Here is a 14,000-nt window from a genome sequence, read left to right as displayed (position 1 = left end):
CGCGAGCGCCGGGCGGCGGCCGTGGCGGCGCGTCCGATCGACCACCCCTCCTCGCTCGCGTTCCGCCGCGAGCTGCTGGGCCTGGCGCTCGCGAACCGCTTCTCGCGCCGCCCGGTCGTCGACCCCGGAGGCGACGTCGTGGTCACGATGACGACGCACGGCGACCGCATCGGGCGCGTGCACGTGGCACTGGAGTCGATCGCCCGCGGCGACGCCCGCCCGGCGCGGTTGGTGCTGTGGCTGGACGACGCGGCCCTCGCCACCGATCTCCCGCGGCCGCTCCGACGGCTGCAGCGGCGCGGCCTCGAGGTGCGGCTGGTCGAGAGCGGCTACCGGGTGCACACGAAGTACTACCCGCACCTGCTGTCGGGACGTGCGGCGGAGCGGGATCTCGTCACCTCGGACGACGACATCGTCTACCCGCGCCGGTGGCTCCGGGGCCTGCTCGACGCCCGCTCCCGCTACCCGCGCGAGACGGTGCTCTGCTACCGGGCCCACCGCGTCGGAGTGGTCGACGGCGCCGTCGCCCCGTACACGAGCTGGCAGCCGGTCGCCGCGACTCGAGCGGGCTTCGACGTGTTCGGCACCTCGGTCTCGGGTCAGCTGTTCCCCCGCGCCCTGATGGAGGAGGTGGCCCGCCACGGCGACGCCTTCCGCGAGGTCGCCCCCGACGCCGACGACATCTGGCTGCACGTGCGCGCGGTCGACGCCGGCTACCGCGTCGCCCAGATCGAGCCGACCGCCCAGCTCTTCCCCTTCGTCCCCCGCACCCAGCAGACCGGCCTCTACCTCGTGAACTACTGGGACGGCGGCAACGACAGGCAGGCCGGAGCGGCCTACACGCCCGAGGTCACGGCCCGGATCGCCGGGGACGCGACTCCCGATCGGCAGGACCCGACCGCATGATGCGCCTCCTCTTCGTCAGCAACCTCTACCCTCCGCAGGTGCTCGGCGGCTACGAGATGACCTGCGCGCGGGTGGCGGAGGCAATGGCCGCGCGCGGCCACTCGGTGCGAGTGCTGACCACGCCGACCTACCTTCCTCCCGAGCCCTCGCCCGTCGAGGTGCACCGCACGCTGGGCCTTCGTACCTACTTCCCGCTGCCGCGGACGGGCGGCGAGATCGCCCAGCTGATGCACCACGAGAGCGCGGTGTCGCGGTTCGAGAACACGCGGATCCTGCTCGAGGAGCTGCGCGACTTCGCCCCGACCCACGTCGTCGCCTTCAACCTCGTCGGCCTCGGCGGTCTGGCGCTGATCGACCTGCTGCGCACCGTCGACGCGCCCTGGATGTGGAACCTGGGCGACCGGGTCCCGAACCAGCTCGTCGACGGCCTGCCCGAGCCCGTGCTCGCCGTCTACGGAGCCGACGCCCCGGACCACTTCGCGCGCGGCGAGATCGTCGCAGTCAGTTCCGCCCTCGTCGACTCGATCGAGGCGGGCGGGCGCCTCCTCGGCGACGTCGAGGTCATCGGCCGCGGAGTGAGCACGCCGCCCGACTCCGACGCCCCGCGGAGCTACCGCGCCGGGGGCGTGACCCGCTTCACGTTCGCCGCCTCGCTCGGCGAGCACAAGGGCGTCGACCTCGTGCTGGAGGCGGCCGCGGCGCTGGCGGGCGAGACCCGCGACTTCCGCGTCGATCTGTACGGGGACGGCGACGTCGACGGCTACCGCGCCCGCGCGCTCGCGGCGGGCCTGGACGGCATCGTCGAGTTCCACGGCGCCCGACCGCGCGACGAGGGGCTCGCGGCCCACGGCCGAGCGGACGCGTTCCTCTTCCCGACCTGGTCCGGCGAGGCGTTCGGGGTGGCCCCGGTCGAGGCGGCGGCGGCGGGCTGCGTGCCGATCGTGACCGGGACGAGCGGAGTGGCCGAGTTCCTCATCGACGGCGTCGACTGCGTCAAGATCCCGCGCACCGCCGCGGCGCTGCTCGGCGCCATGCGCGACGTCGTCTCGGGGGAGACCGACCTCGAGGCGCTCGGCCGCCGGGGACGCGCCGCTGCCCGCGGCCCGCTCTCGTTCGAGCGGTCGATCGACCTGATCGAGCGCTCCCTCGCGCGGCGGTCGCGGCCGGGCGATCTCTCCGAGCGCACCGCCGACACCGGCCTCGAGGCCGCCATCATGGACAAGGACCGCCGGGCGATGGATCTGCTCCACCGCCGGCTCTCCGGACGGGAGCACGACGATGACCACTGAGGACCAGTACCGGGACGCACCCGGCTCCGTGCCGACCAGGCTCGGCCGGGGCGGGCTGGCGCTGCGGGAGGCGGTGCACCGCCTGGTCGCGCCGTACTTCGAGCAGGCGCGCCTGCGCACCGAGGAGGTGGGCGCCGAGACGGCCGCTCTGCGCGACGAGCTGGCGGCGGTCCGCGCGGAGCTCACGGCGCTGCACGCCGACACGACCGCGCTGCGGGAGGCGACGGAGGAGCTCCGCACCGCGCTCGCCGAGACGACCGCCTCGGTGGCGGAGGAGTCGGCGCACCGCCTGCGCGAGTCCGAGCACCGAGCGGACGGTGCCGAGGAGCGCCTCCGCGGCGTCGAGCTCGAGCTGCGCGCGCTGACCCGGCGGATGGCCGAGGTGGTCGACAGCGGGCTCTGACACCCCCGGTCGTCGGGCGCCGGACGTTCCGCGCCGGACGACGCCACCATACGAGGATGTGGTTTCCTCGTCTCGATCGACAGCGATCCATCGAGAGAGGCCCTCGCCATGGCACGACGCACCCCCTTCGCACTGCCCGCACGCCCTCGCGTCTGGAACGACCGCATCACGAGCGTGACGGCGTACTGATCCATGGTGAAGGCTGTGCGGGTCCTGGCGGCGACGGTCGCGGTCCTGGTCCTCAGCGGGTGCGTCGCCGGGCCGGATGCCGCGGACGGGGAGCGTCCCGCCGTCGAGATCGTGCCGGACGCCGCCGTCCTCGACGAGGCCACCGGGACGATGCGCGGACCGATCGACACCTATGGTCTCGATCCGCGGGAGCGCCGGCTGCTCGACCGCGCCTCCGATCTGCTGATCGAGGACTGCGTGCACCGGTCCGGTCGTGAGCTCACCCTGATCGACGTCCTGCAGTACCCGCCGTCGACGCAGTGGTCGCTGAACTACTTCGGGCCCTGGACGACCGAGCGAGCGGCGCGGACCGGGCTCGCCCCGCCGGCCGACGATCGGGCCGAGGCTAGCCGAGCGGAGGACGAGGCCATGCCGGCCGACACCTACGCGGCGATCATGGACTGTCTGGACCCCGAGGTGATGACCGAGGAGGCGGCGGTGCTCGAGCAGCGGGGCCCGGAGGAGTCGCTCGTCGAGCGCGGCCGCTCGTCGAGCTTCCACTGGGCGAGCGAGGACGCGGTCTGGCAGGAGGCACTCGGGCGCCTGCAGGGGTGCATGGGCGACCGCGGCTACGTCTACGACGCGTCGCGGAGCCCCTACCTCCCGACGATCACCGGTGAGCCCGATGGCGAGGCGGGGATCCGCGCGGCGCTCGATCACGTCGAGTGCCTGGGGGAGACGGGCGCCGCTCAGACGTTCGTCGACGTGGTCGCGGCGTACCAGGTGGCGTTCATCACCGAGAACGAGGGAGCACTGGTGGCGGAGGAGAAGGAGACCCGGGAGCGCGTCGCGCTCGCCGAGAGGGTGATCAGTGAGCACTGACACTCCCCGGCTCCGCCTCGGCCCGCGCCCCTGGACGGTGGTCGTCGTGGTCGCCGTGGTGCTCGGCGCGATGGCCGCGGCGTTCCTCGCGGGGCTCGCCCTCCGCGCGCCCGACGCCGCGGCCTACGACAACGGCCTCCGCTCGCTCACGACGACGGGGGTCGTCGAGACCCGGACGATGCCCGTGCCGACGGCCCTGGGCACCGTCGGAGGAGGCACGTCGGTCGACGTGCGCGCATCGGCTCCGGCGGGAGCCGCGTCGGCGTAGATCACCGCCGCTCCGCTCGGCCCGGGCTCCGCGGTCGTCGACGGGGCGCTCCTGTTCGCCGTGGCCGAGTCCCCGGTGTTCGCGCTGGCGCTCGACGGACCGCACTACCGGGACCTCGTCCGCGGCGACGAGGGAGCGGACGTCCTCGCCCTGAACGGCGCGCTCTCCCGGCTCGGGTACGCGGCCGATCCCGAGGAGGACGCGTTCGACGGCGACACGGCGGCCTCCCTCGCCGCGTTCTACGCCGACCGCGGCTACCGCGCCCCGCGCGGCCCGGACGTCGTCGCCGCGCCGGTCGCCGTCATTCCGAGCACCGCGACTCCGAGCAGCGCGCCTCCGAGCACCGCGACTCCGGTGCCGGCGGTCGCGTCACCCGGCGCCCGAGGAGGTCGGCTGCCCTTCGCCGACGTCGTCGACCTCGACCGCAGCGACTTCACGGTCGGCACAGCGCCCACCCTGTACTCGGTGGTCCCGTCCGAGGGAGCGGTGATGACCTGGACCGTGCCGATCGACCGGGTCGTCGCCCGCGTCGACGCGGCGACCGTCGACTCCCTGGCGGCGGGCTCGGCCGTCACGGTCGTCCAGCCGGCCTCCGGTGCGCGCGTCGCCGGTGCGCTCGAGAGCATCGGCCCGTTCGCGCCGGCCGTCGACGACGCGCCGCCGGGCTACGACGTCACGGTGCTCGTCGCCGAGGGCGACCGCGCGGCTCTCGCTGCCGGCTCCTCCGTGTCGCTGACCTTCGGCGAGCGGGGCGCCGAGCGGATCGGAGTGCCGGCGACGGCGCTGCGGCAGGACGGCGCCACCACCTTCGTGCTGGTCCAGCAGGACGGCGGTCCGAGGCGCGTCGACGTCGACGTCCGTGCCGTGGCCGACGGCTGGGCGCTGCTCGCGGGCGAGCCCGCCCTCGCCGTCGGCGACACCGTCGTGATCGGCTGACGCGGTGCCGGTTCTGCAGTGCCTCGCCCTCGAGCGCCGCTTCGACGCCGAGAACCACCCGCTGCGCGGCGTCGACCTGACCGTGGAGGCGGGCGAGTTCGTCGCGATCACGGGCCCGTCCGGCTCGGGCAAGTCGACGCTCCTGAGCGTGCTCGGACTCCTCGACATCCCCGATGCGGGAGCTGTGCGCGTCGACGGAATCGACACCGCCGCGATGAGCGGTCGGCGGCTCGACGCGCTGCGCGGCGAGCGGTTCGGCTTCGTCTTCCAGGACCCGCACCTGCTGCCCGGCCGGACGGCGGCGCAGAACGTCGCTCTGAACGCCGCGAGGCTCGACCCGCACGATCGGAGCGAGCGCATCCTCCGGGTCCTCGGCGAAGTAGGGCTGGCGCACAAGGCGCTCACCCGCGTGGAGCTGCTCTCCGGAGGGGAGCGCCAGCGCGTGGCCCTCGCGCGCGCCCTCGTGCACCGGCCGAGCGTCCTGCTCCTCGACGAGCCGACCGGCAGCCTCGACGAGGAGACGGGCGACGGGATCGTGGGGGTCCTGGAGTCGCTCCGGAACGGCGGGATGGCGCTCGTCGTCGTGACGCACGACTCGCGCCTCGCCGCCCGCGCGGACCGGCACCTCTCGATGCGGCGCGGACGCCTCGAGGGGCCGGCCGCGCCGGTGCCCGCGGCGGTCGTGCACGCGGCTGTCCCCCTCCCTGTGCCGCCGCGGGCGCGGCGCCGCTCGGCCGCGCTCCTGTCGGACGCGGTGCTCGGCCTCCTGGCGAGGCCCTCCCGCGCGCTGGTCGCCGTGGCGATCGTGGCGATCGGCGCCGGAGGGCTGGTGGCCGCCGACGCCCTCACGGTGACGGCAGCGCGCCAGGTCGACGAGTCGGTCCGCAGTGCGGCCGGTTCCCTGGTGCGGATCACTCCGACCTCCGCCGACCGTGATGTCGCCGAGGCCGACGCCGAACGCCTCGCCGCGCTCGACGGCGTCCTGCACGTCGGGCTGCGCTGGGACGTCTCCGACCTGCGGGCGCCGGTGACCCGCGCGCCGGACGCCGTCCTCGACGCCTCGGCGGGCTCCGTGCCGGTGGTCGCGCTCGGCGGCGACGCGGTCGCGGCACTCGGCCTCGTCACGGCGCCCGCCTCGGTCGGCGCCCTTCTCGCGGCTCCGGCGCCGGTGGCCGACTCGATCGCGCTCGTCGGTCTCGAGGCGGCCGAGCGGCTCGGAGTCGTCCCCGGCGCCGACGACGCTGAAGGACGAGCCGCCGACCTCGCGGGGCTGCGCAGCCGCATCACCGCTCAGCTCGAGCAGCTGGTGCGCTCCACCGGGGCGGTGCTGCTGGTGCTCGCGATCGCCGGTGCCTCCGCCTCGGTCTGGAGCGCGGTGGCCGCTCGACGGTCTGAGATCGGCCTGCGTCGCGCGCTCGGCGCCTCCCGGGCCGGCATCGGTGCGCTCTTCGTGCTCGAGAGCGCGCTCACCGGCCTGGTCGGCGGGGGCCTCGGCACGGCAGTGGGGATCGGAGTGGTGCTGGCCGCCTCCGCGGGTCAGGGCTGGACGCCGGTGCTCGCGGTCGGCGTGCTCGTGCAGGGTCCGCTGCTCGGCGCGCTCGTCGGCGGAGCGGCGGCCCTGATCCCCGCGCGGCGCTCGGCGGCCGTCGAACCGGCGCGCGAGCTGCGGAGGTGAGCGTTCGGGACCCTCCATGAGCGGGGCCTTGCGGTCGGCTGAGCGAACGCGGATGATCGCCCTGAGCGGCCGATCTGCGCCGCAGCGACATCAGCATCATCCGGGGGGAAGCACGTGGACTCACGCGCGCGCACTGTCACCGGCGGCCTGGGGGCCGCCCTCGTCCTGTCCATCGGCGCAGCGGGGGTGCTCCTCGGAGCAGGGCCCGCTGCGGCCGCCGAGAACGACGGGATCCCCGCCAACGGCGGCACCGTGCAGCTGGACTTCGGTCCGGAGTGGGCGGGCTGGACCGCCGTCGCCGGCTTCCAGGTGCCCGGGTCGGGCGGGTCGATCAGCTGGACGACGGGGTCCCTCGACACCGACGGCACGGGGGCCGTCACGACCTACGCCGGTCCGGTCGACATCTACCTGACGAACCCCAGCAACCCGCGGGACGACCCGCCCGCCGAGACGTACGAGGTGTTCGCCTACCGCGGCGAGACCGTGAGCTGGACGATCGACGCCGTCACCTACGAGGAGACGCTCGTCGGCGAGGCGCCGACGCCGGACGTGCCGAGTCTCGACACCCTCGAGAACGGCGGCCTGATCGCCGTCGGCGAGTACGACCTCGCGCCCGCGCAGTACGAGACGGGGGTGGCCTTCGACCTCACCGTCAGCGGACTGCAGTTCAGCGACGAGACGCCGGGCGACCTCGACGGCCTCGAGGTGACGAGCTACCTCTACTCCGAGCCGAAGGAGATCGGCACGGCCGTCATCGCCGGCGGCGCCTACACGCAGACGATCCCCGCGGAGTTCACGACCGAGCCGCACACCTACGCCTCGTACGACGAGTACGGACGTCTCATCGCCGCCGCGACCCTCGACGGCGGCGCTTCCAGTGAGGGCCCGGCCGCGACGCCGGCGCCGACCGCCACGGCGGCTCCCGTCGCCCCGTCGACTCCCGCGGCGGTGACGACGTCCGGGAAGACCGGACGCGGCACGCTCGCGAGCACCGGCGTCGAGACGGCCGGGCTCGCCGCCGGTGGCGCCGCGCTGCTCCTCGCCGGTGCCGTGTCGCTGCTCGCCGTGAAGCGCCGCACCTCGCGCGCCTGATCCGCGCGCACTCTCGAAGGGGAGGCCGGGCATGCGCCTGGCCTCCCCTTCCCTCTGCCGTCGGCGAGGACCGGGCACTGGCACCCGTCGGGATGCGCCATCCGTGGATGGCCATACAGGAGTGTGCTTGGATTCGTGTCACACGACGAGAGGCAGACAGCATGAGCATCCGACGCACCGAGCAGACCGGCTCGATCCGACCGAGAACCGTCTCCCTGATCGCGGGGGGCCTCGCTCCAGCGCAGCCGTTGCGGCTGCAGTTCGAACGGCGACCGGACGGCGGCACCTGGAACGACCAGATCTCGAGCGTGACCGTCTACTGAGCGCATGCGCCAGCGCCGACGCACTGCCGTTGTTGCAGCGTGCGCCCTCGTGAGCGGCGTACTCCCCCTCGCGGGCTGCGCGCCGTCGGACCGCTCCGATCACGCCCGACCGGACATCGTCGTCGTCCCCGGCGCAGCGGTGCTCGACCCGGCTTCCGAGACCGTGCGTCTTCCGCTCGACGCCTTCGGCCCGGACGCTCTCGGCCGGCAGCGGATCCAGCGGGCATCCGATCTCCTGACCGAGGACTGCGCCGCGGAGCGCGGCGTCGACGTCGCTCTCGTCGATGTGCTCGACTTCCCGCCCACGACCCTGGGCGATCTGAACTTCTTCGGGGTCTGGACCCGCGAGCGGGCTCTCAGGACGGGCCTCGGCCCCGCCTCGGATCCGCTCACGTCGGCACGGCTCGCGTGGGACGGGACCGTGCCGAGAGAGTCGCCTACGAGGTCGTGCTCGCCTGCCCGGACGAGTCCGACGAGGCGGCTGCGGCACTCGCTGAGCCGTCTCCGGCCGACTCGGTGCTCGCGCGCGGAACCGCCGAGAGCTGGGAGTGGGCGGAATCGGATCCGGTGTGGCGGGCGGCCCTCCTCGGCTACCGGGGCTGCATTCAGGAGCGCGGGTGGACCTTCGACGACGCCTGGACGCCCTACTCGCCGGTCCTCGCCGAGGCCGCCGACAGCGAATCCGGGATCCGTGCCGCACTCGACCAGGTGGACTGCCTGCAGAGCACGGGGGCGGCGCAGACCTTCGTCGACGTGGTCGCCGCCTATCAGGTGGCGTTCCTCGGGGAGAACGAGGCGGCGCTCGCGGCGGAGGACGCGGAGTGGGAGGAGCGTCTGACGCTGGCCCGTCGGGTCATCGGCGAGCACGGCGGAGAGTGAGGAGCGTCGCGGCGGCGCCTCTCCGCCGCGCTCAGGCCGGGACGGCCGTGCGCGCCAGCAGCTCCGAGATGCGGCCGGTGCAGCCGCCGCAGCCCGTGCCCGCACGGGTCGCGGTGCCGATGCACGCGACCGTGTCGTTCCCGGCGGCCGCCGCCTCGGCGATGGTGCCGGCCGAGACGCCGTTGCACCAGCAGACTGTGGCGTCGGGCGCGAACGGGTCGCCGGTGGGCGCGGCGCCCGCATCCGGGGCGTCCAGTCGCAGCAGGCTGGAGCGGTCGGCGGGCAGCTCGGAGCCGCGCTCGAACAGCAGCGTCAGCTCGGCGCCCACCCGCGGCAGACCCACCGACACGAAGCCGCGGAGCACTCCGCCCACCGTCACGAGCTTCGCGTACCCGCCGCGGGCAGGGTCGGCCCAGACCGTCACCTCGGCGTGGTCGGCGCACGAGGCGGAGTGGGGGGCCGCGTCCCACGGCTCCGGAGTGGGGTCGCCGCCGGCCACCAGGTCGACGCCGTCGGCCTTCAGCATCACTACGGCGGGCCGCGCCTCGGGCACCCGCTCGTCCGCCTCCCGGCCCGCGGACTCGGCGGTGATCCGGGCCGCGAGGCGGTCGGCCTGCTGCCACCCGGGCCCGATCAGTCCGCTCGGCCCGCCCTCGACGCGGCCGTCGGGCAGAGCGGAGCCGCGCGGCGCGACGTGCGCGCAATCGCCGATCGCGTAGACGTCGGGGTCGCTCCAGCTGCGCTGGTGCTCGTCGACGAGGATCCCGGTCGAGACGGCGAGGTCGGCGCCCGCCGCGAGCTCGGTGCGCGCTCCGACTCCGCAGGAGAGCACGAGCAGATCGCCCTCGATCTGCTTGCCGTCGGCGCAGACCAGCGCCTGGAAGTGCGCGCGGCCGAGGTCGTCGTGCGCGAGCAGGATGCTCTCGGAGCGGGCGTGCGAGACCATCTCGAGCCCGGCCGCGCGTGCCGCTGCGGCGAGCATCCGCCCGCCGCCGTGGTCGAGGTTGCGGCCCATGGGGATGTCGCCGTGGTAGACGACGACGACCTCGGCGCCCTGCTCGGCCGCCGCGAGCGCGAACTCGACCCCCAGCACTCCCGCGCCCAGCACCACGATGCGGGAGCCGGCGCGCACGGCCTCGCGGACGGTGCGCGCGTCGGCGAGATCGCGCAGGGCGACCACGCGGTCGGGCAGCGGAGCGGCGCCGACGTCGAGCGTTCCGGGGGACGCCGAGCGCACCCGGCGGTCGCGGCGCGCGCGCTCCATCCCGGCGAGCGTGGGCACGTTCGCGCGGGCGCCGGTGGCGAAGACGAGGCGGTCGTAGGCGAGGCGCTCGTCGTCGTGCAGGCGCACGACATTGCGCGCGCGGTCGAGGCCGACCGCGGCGGTCCCGAGACGGAAGACGACGCCCGCCTCCTCCGCCACCGCGCGGTCGCCGAGGTCGAGTCGCTCGCGCTCGGCCCGGCCGACGGCGTACTCGGCGAGCAGCACGCGGTTGTAGGCGTCGTCGCTCTCGGCGCCGACGACGGTCAGTGCGACGGAGCCGGCGCGGACGGCGGGCAGCAGCTCCTCGACGAAGCGCGCGCCGACGGGGCCGTAGCCCACGAGGACCACGCGCTCGGGGTGGCGGTCAGACGGCATCGGACGCTCCTTCCGCGCGCACCCAGACCCGGGTGCGCTTGAACTCCGGCATGGACGAGATCGGATCGACGACCGCCTCGGTGAGCAGATTGGCGCACTCGCGACCGGCGTAGTGGAAGGGCAGGAACACGGTGTCGTGCCGGATGTCGGCGGTCACGCTCGCGCGGGCCGTGACGACGCCGCGCGCGTTGCCGATCGAGACGGGCGCCCCGTCGCGCACGCCCAGCCGCGACGCGGTCGCCGGGTGGATCTCGAGCCGGGCCTCGGGCCGGGCCGCGTCGAGTTCCGCGACCCGGCGGGTCTGCGTCCCCGACTGGTACTGCTGCAGGTAGCGCCCGGTGATCAGCGTCAGCTCGTCGCCGCGGTCGACGACCGAGCGGTCGGCGGCCGACACGGCGACCATCCGCGCCCGGCCGTCGGCGTGGCCGAAGCGCTCGCCGAACAGCCGCGGGGTGCCGGAGCTGCCGGCGGGGTAGGGCCAGTAGGCCGCGACTCCCGTGTCGAGCAGGGCGTGCGAGAGGCCGGAGTAGTCGGCCGGCCCGCCCGCGGAGGCGCGGGCCAGCTCGTCGAAGACCTCCGACGGCACGGTCGACCAGGTCGAGGGCGCGTCGAGCCGGCGGGCGAGCTCGCTCAGGATCCAGAGTTCGCTGCGGACGCCCGACGGCGGCTCGAGGGCGCGGCGGCGGCGCAGCACGCGGCCCTCGAGCGAGGTCATCGTGCCCTCCTCCTCCGCCCACTGCGGCACGGGCAGGACGATGTCGGCGAGCGCGGCCGTCTCGGAGAGGAAGAAGTCGCAGACGACGAGGGTGTCGAGCGCCGCGAGCCCCGCCCGCACCGCGTCGACGTCGGGCGCCGAGACGACCACGTTCGAGCCGTGCACGAGCAGGCAGCGGACGGAGCGGCCGAGCTCGCCCAGCAGTGCGACGGCAGGGAGTCCTGGCCCGGGGATCGACGCCTCGTCGACCCCCCACACCCCGGCGACGTGGCGTCGCGCCTCCGGGTCGCGGATCGAGCGGTAGCCGGGGAGCTGATCGGCCTTCTGGCCGTGCTCGCGGCCGCCCTGGCCGTTGCCCTGCCCGGTGAGGGTGCCGTACCCCGAGCCCGGTCGGCCGACGAGGCCGAGCACGAGCGCCAGGTTGATCGCCGCGGTCGCGGTGTCGGTGCCGTCGACGTGCTGCTCGACTCCGCGGCCGGTGAGCACGTAGGAGCGGCCCTCGGCGAGCCGCCGGGCGGTGCGGCGCAGCAGCTCGACCGGCACGCCGGTGACGGAGGAGGTGCGCTCGGGCCACCACGACGCGACGCTGCGGCGCACCGCGTCGAACCCGGTCGTGCGCGCCTCGAGGTACTCCGCGTCGGCCAGCCCCTCGGCGAGCACGAGGTGGGTGAGTCCGAGCAGCAGCGCGAGGTCGGTGCCGGGTGCGGGCTGGAGGTGGATCCCCGCGCCGTCCTCGGTGAGGCGGGCGGTGGCGGAGCGGCGGGGGTCGACGACCACGAGTCCGCCGCGCGAGCGCGCTCCGGCCAGGTGCGCGAGGAAGGGCGGCATGGTGGCGGCGACGTTCGAGCCGAGCAGCAGGACCGTGTCGGCCTCGTCGAGGTCGGTCACGGGGAACGGCAGCCCCCGGTCGACTCCGAACGCCCGGTTGCCCGCCGCGGCGGCCGAGGACATGCAGAACCGGCCGTTGTAGTCGATCCGGGAGGTGCCGAGGGCGATCCGGGCGAACTTGCCCAGCTGGTACGCCTTCTCGTTGGTGAGACCGCCGCCGCCGAACACCGCGACCGCGTCGGCGCCGTGGCGGACGCGGGTCGAGACGACCGCCTCGGCCACCGCGTCCAGCGCCCGCTCCCACGACACCTCCGCGAAGGCTCCGTCGGCGCCGCGCATCAGCGGAGCGCGCAGCCGCTGCCCGCTCGCGAGCAGCTCGGCCGCCGTCCAGCCCTTGGCGCACAGCCCGCCCCGGTTCGTCGGGAACTCCCGCCCGCTGACCGCGATCGGCGCCGGAGCGTCGACCGGGGTCAGCGTCATCGCGCACTGCAGTGCGCAGTAGGGGCAGTGGGAGTCGACGCCCGCGGGGGAGGCCTGCGGGAGGGTCGGTGCGGCGGCGGTCGGCATCGTCAGATCCTGGTCCCCGTCTTCGCGGCGAGGCGGAGGTAGACGCCCGCCGTGATCGCGAGCATCACCGCGTAGGCGGCCACGAACCAGCCCAGCGCCGTCGTGTAGTCGCCGAACGCGGTCTTCGAGAAGCCCAGCAGCTGCGGGATCACGAAGCCGCCGTAGGCGCCGATGGCCGAGATGAGGCCCAGGGCGGCGGCGGCCGTGCGCTGCGCTCCGACTCCGTCGCCTCCCGACTGCCGGGCCCGCAGGGCGAAGACGGTCGGGATCATGCGGTAGGTCGCGCCGTTGCCGATGCCCGCCGCGGCGAAGAGCACGAGGAACCCAAGCAGGAAGAGCCAGAAGCTGCCCAGCGGAAGGGTCGCGATGACTCCCATGATCCCGGCGCCCATCGCGATGAACGCGGCGATCGTGACCGGGGCGCCGCCGAAGCGGTCGGCGAGGCGTCCGCCGTAGGGGCGGGAGAGCGAGCCGACGAGCGCGCCGAGGAACGCGAGCGTCAGCGTCGCGGAGCCGATGGCGAACGTCGAGTACTCGGGGAAGGTGTCGGCGATGAGCTTGGGGAACACCCCGGCGAAGCCGATGAACGAGCCGAAGGTGCCGATGTAGAGGACGGCCAGGATCCACAGGTGCGGCTCGCGCAGCGCGGCGAGCGAGGCGGCGACGTCGGCCTTGGCGGTGGAGAGGTTGTCCATGCGCTTGTACGCGCCGATCATGGCGACGACGATCAGCGGCACCCAGATCCAGCCTGCGAGCGGCAGGTTGACGGTCGCCGCGGCGCCGATCGTGATCGCGATCGGCACGACCAGCTGGGCGACGGCCGCGCCCAGGTTGCCGCCCGCCGCGTTCAGCCCGAGCGCGTAGCCCTTCTGGGCGTGCGGGTAGAAGAAGGTGATGTTCGCCATGGAGCTGGCGAAGTTGCCGCCGCCGAAGCCGGCGAGCGCCGCGATCAGCAGCATCACGCCGAAGGGCGTCTCGGGGTTCCCGACCGCGAGCGCCAGGCCGATGCTCGGGATGAGCAGGAGCGCGGCCGAGACGATGGTCCAGTTGCGCCCGCCGAAGCGGGGCACCATGAAGGTGTACGGGATCCGGAGGGTCGCGCCGACGAGGCTCGGCATCGAGATGAGCCAGAAGATCTCCCCCGTAGTGAAGTCGAAGCCCGCCGCCGGCAGCTGCACGACGACGACCGACCAGAGCTGCCAGACGACGAAGCCGAGGAACTCGGCGAAGATCGACCAGCGCAGGTTGCGGGAGGCGACGGAGCGTCCCTCCGCCGCCCACTGCGCGGGGTCCTCGGGATTCCAGCCGTCGATCCACCGGCCGGGCCGACGGGTGAGGCCGGAGGCGGTGACGGTGATGGGGGAGGTGGTGGTGGGCGGTGCAGCAGTCATCGTGTTCCTCCGGATCCCGTACACCTTCATGGTGCCCCG

General features: G+C 74.6%; 13 protein-coding genes. 10 read left to right on the top strand and 3 right to left on the bottom strand.

Features of this window, described 5'->3' with window-relative positions:
- The 10 genes from NB037_RS15770 to NB037_RS15725 form a co-directional block, all read left to right on the top strand.
- On the top strand, positions 1-906 hold a 906-nt coding region (locus tag NB037_RS15770), incomplete at its 5' end, for a hypothetical protein (protein WP_251947373.1).
- Positions 903-2,195: a glycosyltransferase family 4 protein gene (locus NB037_RS15765; RefSeq protein ID WP_251947370.1), complete on the top strand. Its 1,293-nt coding sequence runs from the start codon at positions 903-905 to the stop codon at positions 2,193-2,195. The genes NB037_RS15770 and NB037_RS15765, both read left to right, overlap by 4 nt.
- Complete coding sequence (locus tag NB037_RS15760) at positions 2,185-2,598, top strand: hypothetical protein (protein WP_251947365.1); 414 nt, start codon at positions 2,185-2,187, stop codon at positions 2,596-2,598. Before NB037_RS15765 ends, NB037_RS15760 begins: the two co-directional genes overlap by 11 nt.
- Before the next feature lie 195 nt (positions 2,599-2,793).
- Positions 2,794-3,648, top strand: a complete 855-nt coding sequence (locus NB037_RS15755) for a hypothetical protein (protein WP_251947361.1) — start codon at positions 2,794-2,796, stop codon at positions 3,646-3,648.
- Positions 3,638-3,916 carry a hypothetical protein gene (locus tag NB037_RS15750; RefSeq protein ID WP_251947358.1) on the top strand — a complete coding sequence of 93 codons (279 nt, stop codon included), beginning with the start codon at positions 3,638-3,640 and terminating at the stop codon, positions 3,914-3,916. The genes NB037_RS15755 and NB037_RS15750 overlap by 11 nt, the downstream gene beginning before the upstream one ends.
- Positions 3,917-3,976: 60 nt before the next feature.
- Positions 3,977-4,852, top strand: a complete 876-nt coding sequence (locus tag NB037_RS15745; protein WP_251947355.1) for an RND family efflux transporter — start codon at positions 3,977-3,979, stop codon at positions 4,850-4,852.
- 4 nt (positions 4,853-4,856) lie between these two features.
- A complete protein-coding gene (locus tag NB037_RS15740) occupies positions 4,857-6,527 on the top strand; it encodes an ABC transporter ATP-binding protein/permease (RefSeq protein ID WP_251947352.1) in 1,671 nt (556 codons plus the stop codon).
- 114 nt (positions 6,528-6,641) lie between these two features.
- Positions 6,642-7,619, top strand: coding sequence for a hypothetical protein (locus NB037_RS15735; RefSeq protein WP_251947350.1), 978 nt, complete (start codon positions 6,642-6,644; stop codon positions 7,617-7,619).
- Positions 7,620-7,780: 161 nt separating this feature from the next.
- Positions 7,781-7,942, top strand: a complete 162-nt coding sequence (locus tag NB037_RS15730) for a hypothetical protein (RefSeq protein ID WP_251947347.1) — start codon at positions 7,781-7,783, stop codon at positions 7,940-7,942.
- Between the two features lie 408 nt (positions 7,943-8,350).
- The gene (locus NB037_RS15725; protein WP_251947344.1) at positions 8,351-8,821 is read left to right on the top strand and encodes a hypothetical protein; all 471 of its coding nucleotides are present in this window, start codon (positions 8,351-8,353) and stop codon (positions 8,819-8,821) included.
- A gap of 31 nt (positions 8,822-8,852) precedes the next feature.
- Here the strand turns inward: NB037_RS15725 and NB037_RS15720 are convergent, their stop codons facing one another.
- Genes NB037_RS15720 through NB037_RS15710 form a run of 3 tightly spaced genes read right to left on the bottom strand, consistent with a single transcriptional unit; the run spans position 8,853 to position 13,961 of the window.
- Positions 8,853-10,460, bottom strand: a complete 1,608-nt coding sequence (locus tag NB037_RS15720; RefSeq protein ID WP_251947340.1) for an NAD(P)/FAD-dependent oxidoreductase — start codon at positions 10,458-10,460, stop codon at positions 8,853-8,855.
- Positions 10,450-12,570: a molybdopterin oxidoreductase family protein gene (locus NB037_RS15715; protein WP_251947337.1), complete on the bottom strand. Its 2,121-nt coding sequence runs from the start codon at positions 12,568-12,570 to the stop codon at positions 10,450-10,452. Before NB037_RS15715 ends, NB037_RS15720 begins: the two co-directional genes overlap by 11 nt.
- 2 nt (positions 12,571-12,572) lie before the next feature.
- Positions 12,573-13,961: an MFS transporter gene (locus NB037_RS15710; protein ID WP_372490769.1), complete on the bottom strand. Its 1,389-nt coding sequence runs from the start codon at positions 13,959-13,961 to the stop codon at positions 12,573-12,575.
- Positions 13,962-14,000 lie beyond the last annotated feature (39 nt).

Origin of the sequence: Rathayibacter rubneri (assembly GCF_023743255.1) — a bacterium.
In the GTDB taxonomy this organism is placed as follows: Bacteria; Actinomycetota; Actinomycetes; order Actinomycetales; family Microbacteriaceae; genus Rathayibacter; species Rathayibacter rubneri.
This window is presented reverse-complemented; position numbering and strand designations above follow the sequence as displayed.

Coding starts and splice junctions, on each gene's coding strand:
- NB037_RS15710 (WP_372490769.1), bottom strand. CDS start 13,961: ATGACTGCTGCACCGCCCACCACCACCTCCCCCATCACCGTCACCGCC.
- NB037_RS15715 (WP_251947337.1), bottom strand. CDS start 12,570: ATGCCGACCGCCGCCGCACCGACCCTCCCGCAGGCCTCCCCCGCGGGC.
- NB037_RS15730 (WP_251947347.1), top strand. CDS start 7,781: ATGAGCATCCGACGCACCGAGCAGACCGGCTCGATCCGACCGAGAACC.
- NB037_RS15760 (WP_251947365.1), top strand. CDS start 2,185: ATGACCACTGAGGACCAGTACCGGGACGCACCCGGCTCCGTGCCGACC.
- NB037_RS15720 (WP_251947340.1), bottom strand. CDS start 10,460: ATGCCGTCTGACCGCCACCCCGAGCGCGTGGTCCTCGTGGGCTACGGC.
- NB037_RS15765 (WP_251947370.1), top strand. CDS start 903: ATGATGCGCCTCCTCTTCGTCAGCAACCTCTACCCTCCGCAGGTGCTC.